The 22278-nt window shown below is 35.9% G+C and carries 21 protein-coding genes; 16 read left to right on the top strand and 5 right to left on the bottom strand.

Annotation, left to right across the window (positions count from 1 at the left end; all coding sequences use genetic code 11):
* Window positions 1-92: 92 nt before the first annotated feature.
* The 6 genes from FAF07_RS02675 to FAF07_RS02650 all read left to right on the top strand — a co-directional run bounded on the left by FAF07_RS02675 (window position 93) and on the right by FAF07_RS02650 (window position 7427).
* A complete protein-coding gene (locus FAF07_RS02675) occupies window positions 93-2030 on the top strand; it encodes an amino acid ABC transporter substrate-binding protein (RefSeq protein WP_142783656.1) in 1938 nt (645 codons plus the stop codon).
* A 13-nt stretch (window positions 2031-2043) separates the two neighbouring features.
* On the top strand, window positions 2044-2583 hold the full coding sequence (locus FAF07_RS02670) for a DUF922 domain-containing protein (protein WP_142783655.1): 540 nt from the start codon (window positions 2044-2046) through the stop codon (window positions 2581-2583).
* A gap of 3 nt (window positions 2584-2586) precedes the next feature.
* On the top strand, window positions 2587-2814 hold the full coding sequence (locus tag FAF07_RS02665) for a DUF3820 family protein (RefSeq protein ID WP_142783654.1): 228 nt from the start codon (window positions 2587-2589) through the stop codon (window positions 2812-2814).
* Window positions 2815-2953: 139 nt separating this feature from the next.
* Window positions 2954-4597 carry a CTP synthase gene (locus FAF07_RS02660; RefSeq protein ID WP_142783653.1) on the top strand — a complete coding sequence of 548 codons (1644 nt, stop codon included), beginning with the start codon at window positions 2954-2956 and terminating at the stop codon, window positions 4595-4597.
* Between the two features lie 97 nt (window positions 4598-4694).
* The gene (gene yidC / locus FAF07_RS02655) at window positions 4695-6590 is read left to right on the top strand and encodes a membrane protein insertase YidC (RefSeq protein WP_142783652.1); all 1896 of its coding nucleotides are present in this window, start codon (window positions 4695-4697) and stop codon (window positions 6588-6590) included.
* A gap of 138 nt (window positions 6591-6728) precedes the next feature.
* Window positions 6729-7427 carry a toxin-antitoxin system YwqK family antitoxin gene (locus FAF07_RS02650; protein ID WP_142783651.1) on the top strand — a complete coding sequence of 233 codons (699 nt, stop codon included), beginning with the start codon at window positions 6729-6731 and terminating at the stop codon, window positions 7425-7427.
* 112 nt (window positions 7428-7539) lie between these two features.
* On the opposite strand, the gene FAF07_RS02645 is transcribed toward FAF07_RS02650, so the two are convergent.
* A complete protein-coding gene (locus FAF07_RS02645; RefSeq protein ID WP_142783650.1) occupies window positions 7540-8928 on the bottom strand; it encodes a fasciclin domain-containing protein in 1389 nt (462 codons plus the stop codon).
* A 188-nt stretch (window positions 8929-9116) separates the two neighbouring features.
* On the opposite strand from FAF07_RS02645, the gene mnmA reads away from it, so the two are divergent.
* Both mnmA and FAF07_RS02635 read left to right on the top strand, forming a co-directional pair.
* Window positions 9117-10304: a tRNA 2-thiouridine(34) synthase MnmA gene (gene mnmA, locus FAF07_RS02640; protein WP_142783649.1), complete on the top strand. Its 1188-nt coding sequence runs from the start codon at window positions 9117-9119 to the stop codon at window positions 10302-10304.
* Between the two features lie 14 nt (window positions 10305-10318).
* Window positions 10319-11263 (top strand): NAD(P)H-dependent flavin oxidoreductase, encoded by a 945-nt coding sequence (locus tag FAF07_RS02635; RefSeq protein ID WP_142783648.1) that lies wholly within the window; start codon window positions 10319-10321, stop codon window positions 11261-11263.
* Here FAF07_RS02635 and FAF07_RS02630 read toward each other — a convergent pair.
* Window positions 11260-12198, bottom strand: coding sequence for a TolB-like translocation protein (locus FAF07_RS02630; protein ID WP_142783647.1), 939 nt, complete (start codon window positions 12196-12198; stop codon window positions 11260-11262). The genes FAF07_RS02635 and FAF07_RS02630 overlap by 4 nt on opposite strands.
* Window positions 12199-12675: 477 nt before the next feature.
* Here FAF07_RS02630 and FAF07_RS02625 point away from each other — a divergent pair, with 477 nt between their 5' ends.
* Genes FAF07_RS02625 through FAF07_RS02615 form a run of 3 tightly spaced genes read left to right on the top strand, consistent with a single transcriptional unit; the run spans window position 12676 to window position 14870 of the window.
* On the top strand, window positions 12676-14058 hold the full coding sequence (locus FAF07_RS02625; protein WP_142783646.1) for an MATE family efflux transporter: 1383 nt from the start codon (window positions 12676-12678) through the stop codon (window positions 14056-14058).
* Entirely contained in the window at window positions 14059-14286 is a 228-nt protein-coding gene (locus FAF07_RS02620) for a hypothetical protein (RefSeq protein WP_142783645.1), read from the top strand. It abuts the gene before it with no gap.
* An 11-nt stretch (window positions 14287-14297) separates the two neighbouring features.
* A complete protein-coding gene (locus FAF07_RS02615; RefSeq protein ID WP_142783644.1) occupies window positions 14298-14870 on the top strand; it encodes a phosphatase PAP2 family protein in 573 nt (190 codons plus the stop codon).
* A gap of 31 nt (window positions 14871-14901) precedes the next feature.
* Here FAF07_RS02615 and meaB read toward each other — a convergent pair whose 3' ends face one another.
* Both meaB and FAF07_RS02605 read right to left on the bottom strand, forming a co-directional pair.
* Window positions 14902-15978 carry a methylmalonyl Co-A mutase-associated GTPase MeaB gene (gene meaB, locus FAF07_RS02610; protein WP_142783643.1) on the bottom strand — a complete coding sequence of 359 codons (1077 nt, stop codon included), beginning with the start codon at window positions 15976-15978 and terminating at the stop codon, window positions 14902-14904.
* A 12-nt stretch (window positions 15979-15990) separates the two neighbouring features.
* Window positions 15991-16584, bottom strand: a complete 594-nt coding sequence (locus FAF07_RS02605) for a DUF2911 domain-containing protein (RefSeq protein ID WP_142783642.1) — start codon at window positions 16582-16584, stop codon at window positions 15991-15993.
* 209 nt (window positions 16585-16793) lie between these two features.
* Here FAF07_RS02605 and FAF07_RS02600 point away from each other — a divergent pair, with 209 nt between their 5' ends.
* The 4 genes from FAF07_RS02600 to FAF07_RS02580 are packed head-to-tail and all read left to right on the top strand — an operon-like array spanning window position 16794 to window position 20160.
* A complete protein-coding gene (locus tag FAF07_RS02600) occupies window positions 16794-17345 on the top strand; it encodes an RNA polymerase sigma factor (RefSeq protein ID WP_142783641.1) in 552 nt (183 codons plus the stop codon).
* The gene (locus tag FAF07_RS02595; protein ID WP_142783640.1) at window positions 17329-17901 is read left to right on the top strand and encodes a hypothetical protein; all 573 of its coding nucleotides are present in this window, start codon (window positions 17329-17331) and stop codon (window positions 17899-17901) included. The genes FAF07_RS02600 and FAF07_RS02595 overlap by 17 nt, the downstream gene beginning before the upstream one ends.
* A gap of 12 nt (window positions 17902-17913) precedes the next feature.
* The gene (locus FAF07_RS02585; RefSeq protein ID WP_185956503.1) at window positions 17914-19431 is read left to right on the top strand and encodes a hypothetical protein; all 1518 of its coding nucleotides are present in this window, start codon (window positions 17914-17916) and stop codon (window positions 19429-19431) included.
* Between the two features lie 33 nt (window positions 19432-19464).
* Complete coding sequence (locus tag FAF07_RS02580) at window positions 19465-20160, top strand: peptidoglycan DD-metalloendopeptidase family protein (protein ID WP_142783637.1); 696 nt, start codon at window positions 19465-19467, stop codon at window positions 20158-20160.
* Between the two features lie 31 nt (window positions 20161-20191).
* Here the strand turns inward: FAF07_RS02580 and FAF07_RS02575 are convergent, their stop codons facing one another.
* Window positions 20192-21361 carry a DmpA family aminopeptidase gene (locus FAF07_RS02575; protein ID WP_142783636.1) on the bottom strand — a complete coding sequence of 390 codons (1170 nt, stop codon included), beginning with the start codon at window positions 21359-21361 and terminating at the stop codon, window positions 20192-20194.
* A 162-nt stretch (window positions 21362-21523) separates the two neighbouring features.
* On the opposite strand from FAF07_RS02575, the gene FAF07_RS02570 reads away from it, so the two are divergent.
* Window positions 21524-22252 carry an energy transducer TonB gene (locus FAF07_RS02570; RefSeq protein ID WP_142783635.1) on the top strand — a complete coding sequence of 243 codons (729 nt, stop codon included), beginning with the start codon at window positions 21524-21526 and terminating at the stop codon, window positions 22250-22252.
* The last annotated feature ends 26 nt before the right edge of the window (window positions 22253-22278 follow it).

Genomic DNA, 22278 nt, shown 5'->3' with positions numbered 1-22278 from the left:
ATGACAGATTGTGTCTTTGATGACCATAACAAACGTATATAAATATAATAAACACCGATTTATTATATTTACATTCAGCATATAAGAACCCTATGAATAAAATTTTTTTAGTATTAATTTTGATTTTAGCCTTTGGTTCGAATACCGTAAAGGCACAGAATTTTAGCACCCATCAAGTTAAAAAGGGGGAAACTGTCGAAGAAATAGCACAGCGCTATTATATTACTACTAACGATATTTTTAGTCTTAATCCAGATGCTAAAAAGGAGTTAAAACCCAATACGATTTTAATCATTCCTCTTTCAAAAGCTAATAAGCCCATAACAGTAGTAACGCAGAAATTAAATGGGTTTAAAAAGCATAAAACAAGGCGTAAAGAAACTTTGTACAGCATATCTAAAAGGTATAATGTATCACAGGACGATATAAAAAAGTATAATAAATTTTTATATGCTAACCCTTTGCGAAAAGGCGATAAGCTTCAAATCCCTGTCTATATTACAAGCACCACTACAGAAGTTCCAGAAACCTCTAAAACCTATATTGTTCAGCCTAAGGAAGGGAAGTGGCGTATTGCCTATAAATTCGGAATTACTTTAAGTGAGTTGGAAGCGCTCAACCCAAAAATGGGTGAGGTGTTACAGGAAGGACAGCAAATTTACGTACCTAATATTACCGAAACTGAAGAGAAAGAGATAGATGAAAAATATGGCTATTATAAAGTATTGCCAAAGGAAGGATTTTACAGATTAAAACTAAAACTAGGCTTAGAGCAAGAAGCCTTGGAAGCCTTAAATCCAGAATTAAAAGAAACAGGTTTAAAAGAAGGAATGATATTGAAAACGCCATATTCTGAGGCTATCAATTCTTTTGAGGGCATCGATTATAATGCAACAAATTTGCTTAATAGAAGAAAAAGTAAAGACGTTAAACATATTGCAGTCATGCTCCCTTTTCGATTACATAGAGTGGCTGTCGATTCGGTTTCTGGAATGAAATCCCAAATAAATAAAGATCCATATTTAGATGCATCATTAGATTTTTATTCAGGGGTACTCATGGCTATAGATTCGCTTAAAACTATAGGGGTGTCACTTAAAGTAGATGTATACGATACGAAATATCAGGAGGGTGAAGTCTCAGATATTATTGACAGAAATAATTTTGAAAATGTTGATGCGGTTATAGGTCCTTTAACACCCAATACATTTGCAAGAGCAGCCTCTAAATTAAGTCGATTGAATGTGCCCATTGTGTCACCTATTAGTTCAGATTTAAATTTACTTGAAAACGTGTTTCAAACGCGAACAACCGATGAGTTATTGAGAAACAGAATTATAGATTATATAAAATCGGACAGTCTGGTCAATCACGTGGTCATTATTTCAGATTCAAAAAACACCAATATTGCCAATAATCTAAAAGGTCTATTTCCTCATGCTTCTTTAGTCTATTCCAGAAAAGATAAAAAAAATGGAAAGGATGAAAATTATGTCATTGTAGATGATATTCGTGATGCCTTAAAATCAGGTAAAAATGTTGTTTTTCTAGAAACCCAAAATGCAGGTTTTGTGTCAAATGTCACCAGTATATTAGCCTCATTAGCGCTAAGCCCAGAAGCTATAAGCAGCGCATCTGAAGGGTCACAAATTGTATTGGCCACCACCAATATTAATAGCGCGTTTGAAAGCGACGATGTCTCTAATATGCACTTATCAAAATTGCAATTTCATTTTGCAGCGGCATCAAAATGGTTTAATGAAGAAGATAATAATTCGTTTATCAAAAAATACGAAAAAACCTATTTTACAACCCCTAATAAACGGGCCATTAGAGGTTTCGACCTTACTATGGATGTCGTATTGCGCTTAGTAACCTCTGAAGATATTTATCAATCTGTAAATGATGCACCACTCACAGAATATGTAGAGAATAAGTTTGCATACAAGAAAAAACTTTTCGGTGGGTATTATAATAACTCCGTATACTTGGTAAAGCATCAAGACTTACGTATTGTATCAGTAGAATAAAACTAATAAAAGGATGTTTCGATTAGCGGTATACATTGGGTTTTTTCTATTTTTTCAAAAAGACGAACCTGTGATTACGTGGAGCGAATCGTATAAATTATCATGGTCAGATTTTCGAGCGGCGCCAGATAACAAAACCAGTGCTGTAGCAACTACTGCGTCCGGTATTACCTTAGGGTCATCCATACGTCAAACAGACACAGAGGTTATAAGTTATACTGCTACAGTAAAGGCACATTTTTATCCAGATAAATCTTGGTATAAATCTCAGTTGGCCAATGCACATGTTTTGGGTCATGAACAATTGCATTATGATATTACTGAATTATTTGCCAGAAGATTGAGACAGCGAATTTCCAAATTGGAAGTATCCAATGCCATTAAAAACGACTTAAGAAGCCTACATTTAAAAATTAATGATGACCTTGCTCACATGCAAGATACCTATGATACTGAAACCAATTACTCCAGAAATGTGGAACAACAAACAGCATGGCAAGGCTTTATATCACAAGAACTTGATAAATTGGTAACTTTCAAATCCGTTGATTAACGTATGACGCCCGATAAAGACTTTCTCATCAAACTGGCACACACCAAAATGCCTTTCGGAAAATATAAAGGCCGTTATCTTATTGATTTACCTGAACATTACGTGGTGTGGTACCATAATAAAGGCTTTCCCAAAGGAAAATTGGGCGATATGCTAAACTCGGTCTATGAGTTGAAATTAAACGGATTGGAGGAATTGATTTGGAATATTAAAAAACGTTATCCTAGGTAGGTTTTGATTGTTTTTTTTTCTGACAAACTCAAATAAATATCCTACAAACTCCTGTTTATAACTACTATCAATTAAGTAAAAAACAATACGCTATTAACTATTTAAATTTTGTAAATTTGCCTGCGTTTATAAGCGCTTCATGACAACTACAACAACAAAATATATATTTGTAACTGGCGGGGTTACATCCTCACTAGGTAAAGGTATTATTGCCGCATCTCTGGCAAAACTTTTGCAAGCTCAAGGATACCGAGTGACCATTCAGAAATTAGACCCTTACATAAATGTGGATCCAGGAACCCTAAACCCTTACGAACATGGGGAGTGTTATGTCACTCAGGATGGCGCAGAAACCGATCTGGATTTAGGGCATTACGAACGTTTTTTAAACGTCCCTACCAGTCAAGCCAATAATGTGACTACAGGACGCATCTATCAAAGTGTGATTGAAAAGGAACGTCGCGGTGAGTTTTTAGGAAAGACCGTGCAAGTCGTGCCTCATATTACAGACGAAATTAAACACCGCGTTCAAATTTTAGGTAATTCTGGCGATTATGATATTGTAATTACCGAAATTGGTGGTACTGTGGGTGATATAGAGTCGCTCCCGTATATTGAAGCAGTAAGACAGTTGCGCTGGGACTTAGGGGAACATAACGGTATCGTTATTCATTTAACCTTAGTGCCTTATTTATCTGCAGCTGGCGAGTTAAAAACAAAACCCACACAACACAGTGTCAAAACGCTTATGGAAAGTGGGGTACAAGCCGATGTTTTGGTGTGCCGAACCGAGCATGATTTACCCCACGAGTTAAGACGCAAGTTAGCGCTCTTTTGTAATGTAAGAGAAGAGGCGGTAATTCAATCTATTGATGCATCAACCATTTACGATGTGCCTAATTTAATGTTAGAGCAGGGCTTGGATAAGGTCGTATTAGAAAAATTAAACTTAAAAAGTTCGGTTCCAGATATTGCCCAGTGGAATAAATTTTTAAAACGACATAAAAATCCGAAAACAGAAATTACCATTGGATTGATTGGTAAATATGTAGAATTACAAGATTCATACAAATCTATTTTAGAATCCTTTATTCATGCAGGTGCAGAGAATGAGGTAAAAGTTAATGTAGAATCGGTTCACTCAGAATATTTAAAAGGTGATAACGTTAAAGTGAAATTATCACACTTGGATGGTATTTTGGTCGCACCCGGTTTTGGAGAACGCGGTATTGAAGGGAAAATTGATGCGGTAAGATATGTACGTGAAAATAATGTTCCTTTTTTAGGGATTTGTTTAGGGATGCAAATGGCAGTGATAGAATTTGCCAGAAATGTTCTAAACATCGATGATGCGGATTCAACCGAGATGAGTCCAAATACATCAAATCCTGTGATTGATTTAATGGAAGCCCAAAAATCTATTACAGATAAAGGCGGTACGATGCGTTTAGGCGCTTGGGCCTGCGATTTAAAAATGGGAAGTAAAGTTCGTGACATTTATAAGGAAGAAACCATTATGGAGCGGCATCGACACCGTTATGAATTTAATAGTAATTACAAGGATCAAATGGAAACAGCAGGTATGTTGGCAACAGGTTTGAATCCAGACACCGGATTGGTTGAGATTATAGAAATTCCAAGCCATCCGTGGTTTGTTGGCGTGCAATACCACCCAGAATATAAAAGTACGGTAGCAAATCCGCACCCCTTATTTGTCGCCTTTGTAAAAGCAGCGTTGAACCATAAAAAAAAGCGTACTAGTGTCAGTATGTCACAAAATTAAAACTGGATAGCTTTTTGACACTGGGTTAATCATTCTCAACACGTTGCGAATTTTAATGATAACCGAGAGAAAATTTACCAACTCACAAGAATTTTAAATGGAAGAAAAGAAATTAGATATTAATTCGATTATTGGTTTTGTACTGATTTTCGGAATATTAATGTACATGCTTTGGCAAAATCAGCCCACGCCAGAGGAATTGGAAGCAGAAGAAAAAGCAAAACAAGAACAATTAGCAGCAGAGGAAAAGGCACAGGTTTCAGAAGACACGAAGGTGACCACTGCGGCAGATTATACCCCGGGTTCTGTAAATGATTCCATTCAACAAATCGCTTTAAAGAATCAATTAGGGGCTTTTGCCTATTCAGCAACTCAGGTATCTGATTCTGAAACTTTAGTTGAAAGCGATTTGTTGGCATTAAAATTCAGTAATAGAGGCGGATATTTATCAGAAGTTAAATTGAAGAAATTTGTTGACTTTAATGATAATCCAATCTATTTAATTAAAGATAATAACGCATCGTTCAATCTTAATTTTGGTACAACAGATAGCAGAATTCTGAATACTAAAGACTTGCTTTTTGAACCTACCATAACCAAGAACGGACAGAATACAATCGTTTCAATGAAACTGAAAGTATCTGAAAGTAAATTTTTGGAGTACCGTTATGAGCTGAAGGAAGGGGATTATATGATGGATTTCACCATTCGCTCTCAAGGCTTGAATGACGTGATCAACAGTTCACAGGACGTTAATTTAGACTGGAATTTAAAAGCGTATAGGCACGCCAAAAGTATTTCTTATGAAAATAGATATACGGAAGTGGTTTATGAATATGAAGACGGAAAAGACGATTATCTAGGTCAGCAAGAGTCTACAGACGATACTGAAGAGGAAGTAACCTATGTCGCCTTTAAACAACATTTTTTTACCTCTATTTTATTAGCAGATTCACCATTTAAAACAGCCTCACTGGAATCTAGGAATTTAGTGCAAGATGAGGAGATCGATACGGTTTTCACTAAAGCCTTTGCAGTGAAACTGCCTATGGAACTTACTGGCGGCGAATTAAATAAATCCATGGACTGGTATTTTGGCCCTAGTGATTATAAAATTCTGAACGCCTATAAGCGTAATCTTGATGAAATAGTCCCATTGGGATGGGGGATATTTGGTTGGATTAACCGTTATTTATTCATCCCATTATTTGCATTTCTAGGTGGCTTTTTACCTTATGGTATTGCCATTATAGTCATGACCATTCTTATAAAACTTATCATGTCTTTTGTGCAGTATAAGCAGTTTCTGTCCCAAGCTAAGTTAAAGATTCTTAAGCCAGAACTGGATGCTATTCGTGAGAAACACAAAGACAATAAAATGAAAGCGCAACAGGAGACCATGGCGCTTCAAAATAAGGCAGGTGCTAGTCCATTGGCTGGGTGTATGCCCGCTTTGGTGCAGTTGCCGGTATTTTATGCGCTCTTTCAGTTTTTCCCATCAGCTTTCGATTTACGTCAAAAAAGTTTCCTTTGGGTAAAGGATTTATCATCTTATGATACGATTGCAGAATTGCCATTCCATATACCATTCTATGGAGATCACGTAAGTCTGTTCCCAATATTGGCATCGATTGCTATCTTCTTTTACATGCGATTAACAACCGGTCAACAAATGGCATCACAACCTACGCAAGAAGGGATGCCCGACATGAGCAAAATGATGAAGTATATGATGTACTTTTCACCCATCATGATGTTGTTCTTCTTTAATAACTATGCATCCGGGTTGAGTTTGTATTATTTTATTTCAAACTTAATTAGTATCGGTATTATATTGGTTATCAAGAATTTTATACTTGATGAAGATAAAATTCACGCACAAATTCAAGAGAAAAAAAAGAAGCCGAAAAAAGAAAATCGCTTTCAGAAAAAAATGGCTGAAATGATGGAGCAGGCAGAAAAGCAAAAGCAAGCTCAAAGCAGAAAAAAGTAAGTACATTTCAATATTTTATAAACTAAAAAGAGCTGTCTATGAAAATTGGCAGCTTTTTTGTTAGATACAATTTGAAATATATTTATTCGTTCTAATTCTTTTAGTCTTCGGGAAGTGAAATTAAACAAAACTCTATTTATGAAATTCTTTCAGTTCAGTTTATTCTTATTTATAACAGCATGCCTTTCAGCACAAGAAATTAATCAATTTGATGAAAGCGGCAAGCGCCATGGAGTATGGAAAAAGAATTATGATGACACCGATGTTTTACGTTATGAAGGTGAATTTTTTCACGGTAAAGAGATAGGGCTATTTAAATTTTATAAGAATGTAAATAAGAAACCTGTTTTGGCAGCTACAAGACAATTTCATGATGAAGATGATTTAGCAGAAGTGAAGTTTTTTTCATCTAAAGGCAAATTAATAAGTGAAGGTGTGATGAAAAGCAAAACTTATATTGGTACTTGGAAATACTATCAAAAAAATTCTGATACCTTATTGATCTTGGAACATTATAATGATAAGGGGCAATTGAAAGGGGAACGTTTTGTGTATTATCCTAATGGAAAAGTAGCCGAAGCTCAGAATTATAACAATGAACAATTGGATGGGCCTTCTACCTATTACTCAGATACCGGTAAAATATCTAAAACATTTTTTTATGTAAATGGTGAGTTACATGGTATGTCAAAATTTTACAATCTTGAAGGGGATTTAATTATTGAAGGTTTCTATAAGAACGATAAAAAACATGGCATTTGGAAATACTACAAAGATGGCAAATTGGAAGAAGAAAAGGATTTTACATACAGTTCCAACCCAAAAGTAAAAGACTAAAAAAAGTCCCTCGATTGCTCGAAGGACCTCTTTTTCATAGACAATTTTTTAGCTATTAACTAAGCCATTATCTACAATCAACAAACCAAACTAATTTTTTTTAATCATATATTTATTGTGGTAATAATACTTTATCAATTACGTGTACAACACCATTTGTGGCATGGACATTCAATAAGCTGGGTATTAAACCTGCAGCGGGATTAGATCCACTGGCATCTTGAATGGTTAAGCTTCCTAAATTAATTGTAACGTCTTGGTCATTTAACATAGTCACTGCGCCATCACTTAAATCAGACGAAAATACATAGGCATTAGCTTTTACCACGTGGTGTGTAAGGATACCGGCCACAGCTACTTCCGATGCAGCGTTAATTGCTGCAGCATCTGGAAAACCTGCCGCTATAAATGCAGCATCTGTTGGGGCGAATACTGTATATGGACCATCTTGTGAAAAGAAATCGCCTAAACCAGCTTTTGCTAAAGCAGCTGCTAACAACGTAAATTCTGGCGTACTACTTGTTGCAAAACTTGCTACGATTTCATTTATAGTACTTGTTGGAGGAACCAATGTTCTATCAATGACATGTACCACACCGTTAGATCCAGCAATATCTGTAGCTATAACTGTTGTTTTTCCATTTAACATTACGGCACCACCAGCATTAGTTACATATAAGTTTCCGCCAATAGCTTCTACTTCAGCAGCTGCACCATTTGTAGTCGGTAACATAGACGCTGTAATTGTTCCATCAATAACATGATAAGCTAATATAGCATCTGCACCATTAACATCTGTAATTCCTGCAGCTTCGAATGCGGCATTGGTTGGTGCAAAAAGCGTTAAACCATTTCCACTTGGTCCATTACTCAAAAGTAATTCCAATATACTAGGATCTGCAGCTTCAACAGCAGCAATTAACGTTGTAAAATCTATATTGAAATATGCAGGTGCCACAATAGTTCCTACTATAGGTAAAATGGATGGCGGTATCATAACACTATCTATAATATGTACTACACCGTTAGTAGCTACGCCATCTACAGCAATTACTGTAGCGTTTGCTATAGTTACACCACTGCTATTAGCGACTACCTCTGCATTTTCACCATTGGCCATAGTTAGTGTGCCAGATGTTACTGCACTTGCTTGTAGTGCTGCTGTTGCGTATACATGATATTGTAAAACGTTTTTTAGAACGCTTTCTGGAATATCGTCAATAGAATCTTGACCAAGAGCTACCAATAATGCGGTAAAGGCATCATTGTTAGGGGCGAAAACAGTAAAACTGCCATCGGTACTTAAAAGATTTACTAAGTCTGGATACTTAGTTAAAGCAGTTACTAAGTTAGATAATTGTGGTGTTGTCTGAGCAATCTCTACAATATTATTTGTTGGTATGAATGGTTCTGGACCATCATCATCACTACTGCAAGAAACAGTAGCTGTTAATCCGAAAAGGACTAGAGCAATTTTGGTGTAATTTTTTAATTTTTTCATGATAGCTATTTTTTACTGTTTATTGTGTTTAACAAATATATAAAAAAGTTAAACATAAATCCAAATTTTTGTTTCAATATATTTTATAAAACTTAAACAAAAAGTAATATAAGCACTTTTTTGATACAGGTTTGTTACCATAATATTTCTGTAATTATGACTATCTTTGCGCTTTAAAGATGAGTAAAATGAAACGTGTTATAATAGGCCTATCAGGTGGTGTTGATTCTAGTGTTGCTGCGTATTTGCTGAAGGAGCAAGGGTACGAGGTAATTGGTCTATTTATGAAGAATTGGCATGATGATTCGGTAACGATATCCGATGAATGTCCGTGGTTAGATGATAGCAATGATGCGATGCTGGTTGCCGAAAAATTAGATATTCCTTTTCAAACAGTAGATTTAAGTGAAGCTTATAAAGAACGTATCGTGGATTATATGTTTCATGAATACGAGAAGGGTAGAACACCTAACCCTGATGTATTGTGCAATAGAGAGATTAAGTTTGATGTGTTTATGAAGATAGCCCTTGAATTAGGTGCCGATTACGTGGCTACAGGACACTATTGCAGAAAAGGTGTTATTGAAAAGAATGGGGAAAATATTTATCAATTACTTGCTGGAGCAGACGTTAATAAAGATCAGTCTTACTTTTTATGTCAGCTTTCTCAAGAGCAACTTTCAAGATCTTTATTCCCTATTGGAGAATTAACTAAACCTGAAGTTCGTGAGATTGCAGCACAATTGGATTTAATAACTGCGGATAAAAAAGATTCACAAGGTTTATGTTTTATCGGAAAAGTAAAACTGCCAGATTTTCTTCAACAACAATTAAAACCGAAAGAAGGTATTATTGTGGAAGTCGGTAGAGACAGACCTATTTATAAAGAAGATATACAGCATTTTAATTCCGAAAGAGAAAAGCTTCAATACCTATCCAGAAAACCTAAATACACGGTTGAAGACGGCAAGGTAGTAGGGACACATCAAGGGGCTCATTATTTTACAAAAGGTCAAAGAAAAGGTTTAGCCGTAGGCGGTACTGTAGAACCTCTATTTGTTATTGATACCGATGTCATAGAAAATGTAATTTATACGGGTCAAGGAAAAGAACACCCAGGATTATTAAAAAAGGCACTTTTTGTAACCAATGAAGAGTTGCATTGGATACGTGAAGATCTGGCATTGAAAATCGACGAGTCTATGGCTGTAAAAGCTAGAATTAGATACCGCCAGTCGCTACAAGAGGCAACGATACATCGTGTAGATAGTGGTTTATATGTAGAGTTTGAAGACTTTCAATCTGCTATTACAGAAGGTCAGTTTGTGGCATGGTACTTAGAAGATGAACTCATTGGTTCTGGAGTAATTTCTTAATTTTTATATAGCACATGTCAAACAGAATTACAGAGTTGTTTAGAATAAAATATCCCATTATACAGGCAGGAATGATTTGGAACAGCGGCTGGCGATTAGCTTCTGCTGCCAGCAACTCAGGTATTTTGGGGCTTATTGGTGCAGGGTCCATGTACCCAGAAGTATTACGAGAACATATCCAAAAATGTAAACGAGCTACAACGCAACCCTTTGGTGTTAATGTACCCATGTTGTATCCCAATATTCAGGAGATTATGGATATTATTATTGAAGAGGAAGTTAAAATTGTTTTTACTTCGGCGGGAAATCCAAAAACCTGGACGTCTTGGTTAAAAGAACGAGGGGTTACCGTGGTACACGTAGTTAGCAGTGTCAAGTTTGCATTAAAAGCACAGGAGGCTGGTGTTGATGCCATTGTCGCAGAAGGTTTTGAAGCTGGGGGGCATAACGGTAGAGACGAAACTACTACCTTGACTTTAATTCCCATGGTGAAAGAATACATCAGGATACCGCTTATTGCAGCTGGGGGCATTGCAACAGGCAGGGCTATGTTGGCGACCATGATTGTAGGAGCAGATGGCGTGCAGGTAGGTAGCCGTTTTGTAGCTAGCGAAGAATCTTCAGCCGACAGAGCATTCAAACAACTAGTTGTAGATGCTAAGGAAGGAGATACGCAACTAACATTAAAAGAACTGGCACCTGTACGTTTGATCAAGAATAAATTCTATAATGATATTCAAGAGTTGTACAAAACATCACCAACAATTGAGAATCTTAAAGCGCTCTTGGGGCGTGCGCGTGCCAAACGTGGCATGTTTGAGGGGGATTTAGAAGAAGGTGAATTGGAAATTGGACAAATATCAGGCTTAATTCATGATATAAAGCCCGTAGCTCAAATTGTCGAAAATATGATTACAGAATTTGAAGACGCTAAGAAAGAATTACAGCTGGATTTTTAATGCTTTAGAGTATCTAAGTTAAAATGAGTTTTATAAATTCTACTAGCACCATTATCGTAGCGTTCAAATTCATTTTTTAATGCGTCTATATCTATAGGTTTTTTAAATGATGTTGTTGTGTTATCTCTTTTACTGGTGAAATACAAGGTCTGTGTTTTAGAATCAATAAAAGGACAATAGTCCATCTTTTCAGAATTTATCGGCTTTGTCATATTTTGAGATGTACTCCAACCAGATTTAGAACGATAGCTAATGTAAAGGTCACCGCTTCCTAATCCATCTTCCCTATTATAACAGCCAAATATTAAATAACTTTCGTCTGGAGCTATAAAGGCGTTGTATTCATAACCATCAGAGTTTATACTGTCATTTAATGCGATGGCTTTTTCATATTCGCCATTAACATAAGGACTCATGTATATATCATCCCGACGTTTTAAAGTGGGATTATCCCTTGTAAAATATAAGTTTCCGTTATTTGCGATGGATGGATAAAATTCGCCATGTTCTGTATTAATAGGCGGACCCATATTTTTTGGTTTTGACCAACCTTGGTTTAAATCTGAGCGCTCTACATACCAAATATCAAAATCCTTGGCTACTAATGTGGTATCTACTAAAGGCCTGGTAGAGACAAAATAAAGTTTTAAACCATCATGTGAAAAGAAGGGCTCTAAATCGAAATGTTTTCCTGAAAACGAAGCAACTTGTGGTGATTGCCAAGTATCATGCTTTTTCTTAACAGATATTATGGAAGATAGATTACCCATAACACTTTGTGCAGAAAACATAATTTCGTCACCATTGGGAGCTATAGCCAAATCACGTACATTGGGAAATTGCTTCATGATTTTTGGAAATACAGGCGTAATTTCATGTTGTGCACTAACACTAAATATGGTGAGATGAACTAATAGGAATAACTTTGTTTTCATAATTAAATAATTACTCCAATTTAGTAAAATCCAAAAATTTTAATTCCCAATTGAATGTTAATATTAAAGCATGCCATTTTCAATCTAAAGATTCTCCGACCCTTGGTCGGGGTTTCCTGTTTACCTCTCCTTGGGAGAGGTCAGAACTGCCATTTTCAGCAGTTCTGGGTGAGGTAAAATACAAAATTTCGGTTTTTGGCCCCAAGACCAAAATGAAACCGGCGAAATACCCCTACGGCTTGCCTCCTTTAGTCGGTTTCAAGAAATTTTTTATTCCCTTTAAAATGAAATCTAAATGTTTCTATAATGATGTTGATATTTTTTTCTTTTCTAAGGTTTTGTAACACAAGACAATTTAAATATCTGAAAAAGAATAAATTATACGGATTTATTAACACCTAAAACTTATAATGGGTGCGCAAAATTAAATTTAAATAGAAAGTTCCATATCCTTTGCTTAAAGTTTACTTTTGTGTGATGCAATTAAAAGACTATACCAGAGAATTTAAATACAATTGGCAACTGGCTGCACCAGTTATGCTAGGCATGTTAGGGCACACATTTGTTAGTTTTGTAGATAATATCATGGTAGGACAATTAGGAACTGCAGAGCTTGCCGCGGTTTCATTAGGGAACAGTTTTATGTTTATTGCTATGTCCTTGGGTATTGGGTTTTCTACTGCCATAACTCCTTTGGTTGCCGAAGCCGATTCCGAAGAAAACTTTAAAAATGGAAAGTCAGCTTTTAAACATGGCCTGTTTTTGTGTACGGTTCTAGGTATTCTCTTATTTTTATTGGTCTTTTTTGCTAAGCCTTTAATGTATTTGATGAAGCAACCGGTAGAGGTTGTGGAACTCGCTATTCCGTATTTGGATTTGGTCGCTTTTTCATTAATTCCACTTATTATATTTCAAGCATTTAAGCAATTTAGCGATGGTTTATCAATGACAAGATATCCCATGTATGCCACAATTGTAGCCAATGTTTTAAATGTTATTTTAAACTATGTGCTCATATTTGGTAAATTTGGCTTCCCAGAATTGGGCATTGTTGGGGCTGCCTATGGTACTTTGATATCAAGATTTGTGATGGTATGGTATATTTGGTTTCTTTTAAAAGGAAAAGAAAAATCAAAAGCTTTTGTAACCCATATTAAGTTCTTTGTTTTGGATAAATTGATGTTAAAAAAGATCATGAATTTAGGCATGCCCAGTGCCATGCAAATGTTTTTTGAAGTTGCCATTTTTACAGCTGCCATTTGGTTGAGCGGTCTTTTGGGTAAAAATCCACAAGCGGCCAACCAAATTGCGCTAAACCTATCATCCATGACGTTTATGGTGGCTATGGGTTTGAGTGTGGCATCCATGATTCGGGTAGGTAATCAAAAGGGTTTAAAAAACTATTTGGAGCTTCGCCGCATTGCCTATTCTTTATTTTTAATGGGGACGCTATTTGCTTTTATCTTCGCTGTGTTCTTTTTTGTTTTTCACGAACAGTTACCAAAAATATATGTAGATTACGACGATGCCAAAAATTTAGTTGACAATACCGAAGTGGTTAGTATTGCTTCAAAATTACTTATTGCTGCGGCCATTTTTCAAATAAGCGACAGTATCCAAGTGGTTGTTTTAGGCGCACTAAGAGGCTTGCAAGATGTTAAAATTCCAACTATAATTACCTTTATATCGTATTGGCTTATTGGTTTTCCAGTGAGTTGGTTTTTTGGTAAAGAAGACAGTTTGGGCAGTTTCGGAATCTGGTTAGGCTTACTTGCAGGTTTAACTACGGCGGCAATTTTATTGTATATTCGATTTAATTATTTGACTAAAAAACTAATTTTAAAAAAAGAAACGATTTAAATGGCACTTCCTAAATTTATACTTGGTGATAATACCGATTATCCTAACGGAATATTTGTGATTCATACTGAATTTCCTCGATTTATCATCAATCTTGAAGACGATAATGTAGAATGGTTCGAAGATTTTGATAATGAAGATCAGAAGGAATTAGAAACAGAAACCGAAAATATGATCAAGCTCGCTACAGCGTTTTACGATCGTGAAGTTTCTAGATATGATGATTAAATGAGTTCCATATGATTGACCAACTAATCGAACTAGATCAACAGTTATTTATTTTCTTAAATGGATTGGGAAATGTGTATTGGGATGCATTTTGGTTAGCCTATACAGCAAAATTGCATTGGATTCCATTTTATGCCGTACTTGGATATTTGATTTTCAAGCAACAAAACATAAAAATGTTTTTACTCACACTAGTTATCATTGCCTTGATGATTTCGTTTACAGACCAAATAACCAATCTTTTTAAGGGTGGTTTTCAGCGCTTAAGACCTTGTTACGAAGAAGGTGTGGCAGAGGTGATGCGTTTGGTACGTTCATCGTGTGGTGGGCGCCATGGTTTTTTCTCTGGGCACGCCAGCAACTCCATGGCACTCGCGGTTTTTATTGGACTCATTCTTAAAGATAAATTTAAGTATTTAATATACTTGATGGTAACTTGGGCTTTGTTAATGGGGTATAGCCGCGTTTATGTGGGTGCACACTACCCTTTGGATATATTCTGTGGTGCCTTATTTGGAGGCATATCTGGTTACGGTTTTTATAAATTGGATAAGTATATTCAAAGTAGATTTAAACTGAAATAGGCTTAATTAGTATTCTATTTAATTCAAAAAACTATTTTAAAAGATTTAGAAGATAATCTGCTGCTGCAAAGGGCGTTGTCATGTTTGATTCAATAAGACGAAGTTGCTCAGTTAAAGCGTCTTTAATTTTTGAGTGATTGAAAAAATTTGACTTCAACTGATTTTCAATCGTTTGGATAAGCCAATACTTATTTTGTTCGTATCGTTTATCTTCAAAGTGGTTGTTAGCCTTTGTTAAGTCAACAAACTCTAGAATGGTATTCCAGATCGTATCAATGCCTTCATTATTGATGGCACTACAAGTAACTACTTTAGGGTGCCACTGAGAAGGTTTTTCAGGGTACAAATGCAAAGCACTATTAAATTCTACTTTGGCTAGTTGAGCAGGTTTTAAGTTATCACCGTCCGCTTTATTAATGGCAATCATATCTGCCATTTCCATAATACCACGTTTAATACCTTGAAGTTCATCGCCAGCACCAGCCAATTTCAATAGCAAAAAGAAATCGACCATACTATGCACCGTGGTTTCGCTTTGTCCTACACCCACAGTTTCGATAATAATAACATCAAAACCAGCAGCTTCACAGAGTGTAATGGTTTCGCGTGTTTTACGTGCCACACCACCTAAAGAATCCCCTGATGCAGATGGCCTAATAAAGGCATTCTCATCCTTTACAAGATCTTCCATTCGGGTTTTATCTCCTAAAATACTGCCTTTAGTTATAGTACTACTTGGGTCTATGGCTAAGACAGCGACCCGTTTTCCTAGATTGGTTAAGTGTTTTCCAAAGGCCTCAATGAAAGTACTTTTTCCAACGCCAGGAACTCCTGTAACGCCTATTCTTACGGATTGATTCGCATATGGTAAACAGGCTTTGACAATGCTGTTTGCTTTTTCTAAATGTTTTGGGTTTCTGCTTTCAATAAGCGTGATGGCACGACTTAAAGCTGTAATATCTCGGCTTAATATAGCGTCAATTAACTGTTTTTCAGACGGCGAAAACTTTCGTTTTGATTTGATAAGGTCTATAGAAGATTGACTAGTAATTTCTGATATGGAAACACCTTTTTTTTCCTCCAATGCACTTTGCTTTTTTTTAGCCAATCTGGAAATTGTTTATTTTAATGAGTTGTCACGATCTTTAGGAATTATATCCTCTTTTAAAGGCACCTCAATCTTTACATCATCCCAAGCCATGGTTAAAAATAAATTATCTGTTGAATTGTCGAAACCAACAGTAAATTGTTCCACGCTGGTATTAAGCTTTTTAACAGGGACTTCAATATTTATCACATCGTAATTAGGATCCCACATGGGTTTCATTTCATTGTTTACACCCCATGCATATTGCTTCGAGTTAAAAATAACGGTCCATGCGCTATCGCGAGGTACGGTCCAAAGTGTATACTTGCCCCTTGGCAACGGCATGCCTTTTACCATTAAACTCTCATTCGTTTCAAAAGTTGTGGCTTCATTGGCACCCGTACGCCAAACTTGATTAAATGGTACAAGCGCTCCAAAAATTTCACGATCTTTTTTATAGGGTCTGTTATAAAAAACCTTCAATTCTAAATCATTCAGCTCAAACTTAACAGTATCTTTTGGACTTAAACGCTGCGAAAATATATTTTCAACAAAAAAAGAATATAAAAAAAGGCCTAAGGCAACTACGGATAAAAGGATTAAAACGCGTTTCAAAAAGGTGTTCATAAATAGGATGTTATTAGGGTATAAAGATACTTTAAAAACTAATAATTAATTAAATAGAAACGTAGATTTCTTTAGCTTTGTTATGTACATGACAAAAAAATATAGTTTTTTGCAACACTTCGTTTTTTCAGTCGTCTTTTAAACGAACTAACCTTTATCAATAGTATTATAAATAATGCTTTGATAGAATAACCAAAAGTATAGTAAGCATGTTTCAAGTTGATATCATTGAAAAATGTAAGCAAAACAATCGTAAGGCACAAGTGCAGTTATACAACCAGTACTGCAACGGGATGTATATTGTGGCCAAACGGTTTTTGAAAGATGCTGATGACGCCGAAGATGTGGTGCAAGAAGCTTTTATAAAAGCTTTTGAAAAACTCCATCAATATAAGGCTGAAGTGACTTTTGGTGCCTGGTTAAAACGTATTGTTGTTAATAAAAGTATTGATTTCTTAAAATCTAAAAAGCAAAGACTTGTGGAATTGGATGAGGTGCACCTCAAAGTAATTGATACTACAAATGAGGACAAATGGTTAGTAGACGATGCCATTACATTAAACGATGTAAAACGGGCTATAGACAAGTTACCCGATAAATATCAATACGTTGTAATGATGTATTTGATAGAAGGCTATGATCATCAAGAAATTTCAGAAGTTTTGAATATTTCAGAAGTCGCATCGAGAACGCAATTATCAAGAGGTAAAGTGAAATTACAAGAATTATTAAAACATAAACATCATGGCACAGGACATTAGAGAGTTATTTAAAAATGACAAAGTAACCCACGAAGCGATGCCAGAAAATCATCAAGCCCGATTTCTTCAGAAATTAGATAAGGCTTTGCCAGAAACAAAGAAATCAACATTTTCATGGTTTGGTATTGCGGCAAGTATTGTGGTGCTTTTAGGTTTAAGTTTTGGAGCTTACACGCTCTTTGATAAGGACGCGGCGGCACCCACTCAAATTGCGGAAACTAAAACTGTAGATACTAAAACCTTAGGTGATGTATCTCCGGGACTTAAAAAAGTTGAGGATTATTATTTGGCAAGTATCAATTTAGAATTATCTAAAATGGAATACACCTCGGAAACTAAAGACATTATTGATGGGTATCTTACTCAACTTAATGAATTGGATAACGAGTATAAACGTTTGTCTGAAGAGTTAACCGAGTCTGGACCTAGTGAGTTGACGGTAAATGCGCTAATTGATAATTTAAAATTTCGTTTAAACCTGTTGCATCGATTAAGAACACAATTAAAGGATCTAAAAACTTCAACACCTGCGGAAGAAGTCACACAAACAATCTAAAAAAATCAAAAAATGAACAAAACAATCATAACATTGAGACTATTCACCTTAAGCTTTTTAATAGCGGGAAGTGTATATGCTCAACAGAAATTAAATAAAGTATCACAATCAATAAAAGTAAATAAAGATGTGACTATCGATTTAAATACCAGTTACACCAATATAGTATTTGATACTTGGAATAAAAGTACGGTAGAAGTCACAGCTTATATAGAAGGTGATGGCTTAAGTAAAGATGACTTAGAAGCAGCCTTAAAAAATTGGGATGTGGATGTTGATGGCTCGCAAGAACTGGTATCTATTCGTGCCAAGGGTGGGCCTAGAAATGCATGGGATATAGTTCGTATAAATGGTGAGAATGATGATGTGCATGCCGTTATAGAGGAATTGAAATACGAATTGGCAGATCTACCAGAAATGCATTTTAATTTTGAAATGCCGGAGATGCCAGACATGCCAGAGATGCCTGAGCTACCAGAGCTACCAGAACTTCCAGAACTTCCAGAAGGAATTAATAAAATCAATTTTGATTATGAAGCATATAAGAAGGATAAAGAAGTGTATTTAGAAAAATGGTCAAAGAATTTTGAAAAGAATTTTGGTAAGGATTATGCTATGAAAATGGAAGCTTGGGGTGAGAAGTTCGGAAAGGAATGGAGTGAGAAATATGCTAAACAAATGGAAGAATGGGGCGAGAAATTCGGAGAACAATGGGGTGAAGATTTTGGAAAAAAGATGGAAGCTTGGGGAGAACGTTTTGCAAAACAAATGGAAGGACAGGAAGGACGTGCAGAGGCTATGGCTAAAAGAATGGAGATACAGAAAGAACGTATGAAACGCCATGAAGAAGTAGCTAAAGCGCATCGTGAACATTCAAAAGAACGGTCTAAGTTAATGCAAGAGCGTCACGCTAAGATTGAACATTTGGTTAACAGGGAATTACATTCAAAAGTTAAAAAAACCATAGTTATTAAAATGCCAAAAGGCGCCAAATTAAAGGTGAATGTTAGGCATGGGGAGCTGGAGTTTGCGGCTAGTGTAGACCATGTAAAAGCCGATTTATCCCATTCTAAATTAACAGCACTTAGCATTAATGGAAGTACCACTTCCATTAATGCTTCTTATTCGCCCGTTTATGTGACCGATTGGAATTTAGGGGAGTTGAATTTGAAATATGTAGATCATGTTCACCTTAATAATGTAAAACAATTGGTGCTCAATGCAAATTCTTCTGATGTTGAAATAAGTAATTTAATGGGAAGTGCTATAATAGACGGCAGTATTGGCGATTTAAAAATTTTACATATTGCCGATACGTTTTCCAACTTAAATATTATTCTTCAAAATACTGAAGCTATCATTTCGTTGCCTAAAGTTGCTTATAATTTGCAGTATAAGGGAGACCGTTCAAAATTGAAACATCCTAATAAAAACGACAATCAGAATTTATCCTCATTTTCCAATAACAATTCAAGCAGTAATAAAACTATTGTTGTAAATGCAAAATATAGTAACGTCGTTATGCAGTAAGTTTTCTATTTTTGAGGAAATCATTTCAAAATTATGTCCTCAAGTTCTTTTGTCACTTTTCTTAATAGCATCGGTCAAAACCCACTTCACGTTTTAGATGCTTCCATTCCGCTTTCAAAATATACGTCTTTAGATCTATCGAAAAACAATGCTGAACTTAATCGTATTGATGTTTCCTCATCTTTAAAGTTAGGGAATTATATCAATAGTCATATCAAAAATAACCATGCTAGGGTGGCTTATGGCGGCTATAATGAAGTTAGATCCATCTATAATAGAAGTACGCATTTTAAAAATAAGGCTACACAGGATGCTCGTAATATTCATTTAGGTATGGATTTGTGGCTAGAAGCCAATGCAGCGATTTATACACCTATTGAAGGGGAAGTGCATAGTTTTAAAAACAATGATAATTTTGGGGACTATGGCCCTGCTATTATCTTGAAACACACGCTTCATAATATTACTTTTTATACGCTTTATGGCCATTTGAGTTTAGGGTCTCTGGAAAACATTTGTATTGGGCAACGCTTTAAAAAAGGTGATAAAATGGCAAGTTTAGGCGATTCGAAAATCAATGGTGATTACCCGCCACATTTACACTTTCAGATTATTAAAGATCTTCAAAATTATAGCGGCGATTACCCAGGCGTTTGCAATACGAATGATCGGGCTTTTTATTTAGAAAATTGTCCAAATCCTAATCTGTTATTAAAAATTCATTTTTAAGGTTTTTTGATTAAATAACACCAATTATAAATCACATACGATTATATTTTTTTAAAATGTCAATGGTTAAATCATGTGGCAAGGCATAAGCTTTATTGCCGTTAATACCTTCCATGGTTTCTGCTGCTACCATGGCATTGATTACGGCCTCTTCAACCGACTGAACCGTTGCTTCAAACAGTGGCATTAACTGATCATTTGGAAAGGTTTCAACGGTTGCTAAATCATCTCTATTAAAAGCCTTTTCATTCGCTGTGGAAAAAGCGATAAAAATATCGCCAGACCCATTACTACCACGCCCACCAACAATGCCAATACCTAGCGGAACGCGTTGTGCAATTCGTTTTAATTGATGCGGTAGTAAGGGTGCATCTGTTGCTATGACTACTATAATAGAGCCGTCCCCTTCCTGCCTTCTAGACGTTGGTGGTGCATTAAATACATAATTTAAAGTATCTTTTAATTCCTGTCCTATTGGTACGCCAGCTATAGATAAATTTCTTTTGGCGCCAAAATTAGATTGTACTAAAGCACCAACGGTGTATGTTAATTTGCCCATTTTCAGGACCCGTGATGAGGTTCCAGTGCCACCTTTATAACCTAAGCACATCATCCCGGTACCACCGCCAACATTTCCTTCTTCAATCATGCCACTTTTAGAATTGCCAATAGCTTCCAAAACATGCTTTTCTTTTACATGGAAGCCATAGATATCGTTTAAAAAGCCATCGTAGGTTTCAGCTACTACGGGGTAAGTGTACCACCAGTTTTCACCCTTGTACCAATCCGTATCCACATACCATTTTAACACGGCATCCCGCACGACACCAACACTATTGGTATTTGTAATCATAATGGGCGTCTCCAAAAAACCAGATTCTGTCACCCAAGTGGTTCCTGTCATTTCCCCGTTACCATTCAAACTGTACCAATTCGCATAAACAGGACTAAATTTTTTAGCTTTTCCTCTGGGAAAAATTGCGGTAACCCCTGTTCTAACAGGGCCTTCACCAATAACATTTTTACCGTTTCCAGAAATGATGGTACTGTAACCCACTTCAACACCTAGAACATCTGTTATGGCATTAAAATCACCTGTTGTTCCTGTAAATGGAATCCCTAAATCTCTAGCTCTGGGTTTTTGTGAATGTGCTATGGAAAAGCTTAGTATTAAAATAATACATGCAAATAGTTTTTTCATTTTTAATGGCTTAAACGATGGATACTAGGTTGTCTTTAGTTTGCACTAAGTTATGATAAAACCACGAAATATTCTTTTAAAGATATTTGAATCCGTTACATGATATTTGTCATAGTAATTACATGTTGTTTTCTATAATTTTAAGGTATAAATATGAATGTCATGGAACCAAAAAAGAATCCGGAAATAGAAATAGGGCGCAACAGTAGCTTGTATTTTGCAATGGGGCTTTGTCTTATGTTGTTTATTACTTGGCGGAGTTTAGAATATAAAACTTATGAACGAGACAGTATGTTATTGGATATTGTACAAACAGAAGAGGTGATTGAAGAGGATATTCCCTTGATAACACTTAATACGCCACCACCACCGCCGCCACCGCCAGCGGTTGTAGAGGTCATTCAAATTGTAGAAGATGTTGAAGAGGTTGAAGAAACTGTTATTGAAAGTACCGAAATTGGTCAAGATGATGCCATAGAAGAACGCATTGTAGATGTTAGTGATGTTGAAGTAGAAGAGGTCGAGGAGGATGTTGAAGTTGCTTTTGCCGTTATTGAGGATGTGCCCATTTTTCCTGGATGTGAGGGCTTATCTAAAAGCAAGAGTAAGGAGTGCTTTCAGAATAAAATGAAAGAACATGTCAAAAATAATTTTAATTATCCACAGACCGCTTTAGAGATGGGTATCCAAGGGCGTGTGTCGGTAATATTTTCAATTGATAATAAAGGCTATATTACTGGAATAAGATCAAGAGGACCAGACAAGATTTTAGAAAAAGAAGCCGAACGTATCATAGGGAAGTTACCCAGAATGCAACCGGGTAAGCAACGTGGTAGACCCGTGAAAGTGAGTTACGCCGTGCCTATTTTCTTTAAATTTCAAGCCGATTGATATATCAATTTAGTAAAAAGCCAAGA

This window comes from Changchengzhania lutea (assembly GCF_006974145.1).
GTDB lineage: Bacteria > Bacteroidota > Bacteroidia > Flavobacteriales > Flavobacteriaceae > Changchengzhania > Changchengzhania lutea.
This window is presented reverse-complemented; position numbering and strand designations above follow the sequence as displayed.

What these genes read in the sequence shown, in the direction of transcription:
- FAF07_RS02605 (WP_142783642.1), bottom strand. Translation starts at nt 16,584, where the DNA reads ATGAACACCTTTTTGAAACGCGTTTTAATCCTTTTATCCGTAGTTGCC.
- FAF07_RS02650 (WP_142783651.1), top strand. Translation starts at nt 6,729, where the DNA reads ATGAAATTCTTTCAGTTCAGTTTATTCTTATTTATAACAGCATGCCTT.
- FAF07_RS02600 (WP_142783641.1), top strand. Translation starts at nt 16,794, where the DNA reads ATGTTTCAAGTTGATATCATTGAAAAATGTAAGCAAAACAATCGTAAG.
- FAF07_RS02570 (WP_142783635.1), top strand. Translation starts at nt 21,524, where the DNA reads ATGGAACCAAAAAAGAATCCGGAAATAGAAATAGGGCGCAACAGTAGC.
- FAF07_RS02595 (WP_142783640.1), top strand. Translation starts at nt 17,329, where the DNA reads ATGGCACAGGACATTAGAGAGTTATTTAAAAATGACAAAGTAACCCAC.
- FAF07_RS02580 (WP_142783637.1), top strand. Translation starts at nt 19,465, where the DNA reads ATGTCCTCAAGTTCTTTTGTCACTTTTCTTAATAGCATCGGTCAAAAC.
- FAF07_RS02670 (WP_142783655.1), top strand. Translation starts at nt 2,044, where the DNA reads ATGTTTCGATTAGCGGTATACATTGGGTTTTTTCTATTTTTTCAAAAA.
- yidC (WP_142783652.1), top strand. Translation starts at nt 4,695, where the DNA reads ATGGAAGAAAAGAAATTAGATATTAATTCGATTATTGGTTTTGTACTG.
- FAF07_RS02625 (WP_142783646.1), top strand. Translation starts at nt 12,676, where the DNA reads ATGCAATTAAAAGACTATACCAGAGAATTTAAATACAATTGGCAACTG.
- FAF07_RS02620 (WP_142783645.1), top strand. Translation starts at nt 14,059, where the DNA reads ATGGCACTTCCTAAATTTATACTTGGTGATAATACCGATTATCCTAAC.
- mnmA (WP_142783649.1), top strand. Translation starts at nt 9,117, where the DNA reads ATGAAACGTGTTATAATAGGCCTATCAGGTGGTGTTGATTCTAGTGTT.
- FAF07_RS02660 (WP_142783653.1), top strand. Translation starts at nt 2,954, where the DNA reads ATGACAACTACAACAACAAAATATATATTTGTAACTGGCGGGGTTACA.
- FAF07_RS02665 (WP_142783654.1), top strand. Translation starts at nt 2,587, where the DNA reads ATGACGCCCGATAAAGACTTTCTCATCAAACTGGCACACACCAAAATG.
- FAF07_RS02575 (WP_142783636.1), bottom strand. Translation starts at nt 21,361, where the DNA reads ATGAAAAAACTATTTGCATGTATTATTTTAATACTAAGCTTTTCCATA.
- FAF07_RS02615 (WP_142783644.1), top strand. Translation starts at nt 14,298, where the DNA reads ATGATTGACCAACTAATCGAACTAGATCAACAGTTATTTATTTTCTTA.
- FAF07_RS02630 (WP_142783647.1), bottom strand. Translation starts at nt 12,198, where the DNA reads ATGAAAACAAAGTTATTCCTATTAGTTCATCTCACCATATTTAGTGTT.
- FAF07_RS02675 (WP_142783656.1), top strand. Translation starts at nt 93, where the DNA reads ATGAATAAAATTTTTTTAGTATTAATTTTGATTTTAGCCTTTGGTTCG.
- FAF07_RS02635 (WP_142783648.1), top strand. Translation starts at nt 10,319, where the DNA reads ATGTCAAACAGAATTACAGAGTTGTTTAGAATAAAATATCCCATTATA.
- FAF07_RS02645 (WP_142783650.1), bottom strand. Translation starts at nt 8,928, where the DNA reads ATGAAAAAATTAAAAAATTACACCAAAATTGCTCTAGTCCTTTTCGGA.
- FAF07_RS02585 (WP_185956503.1), top strand. Translation starts at nt 17,914, where the DNA reads ATGAACAAAACAATCATAACATTGAGACTATTCACCTTAAGCTTTTTA.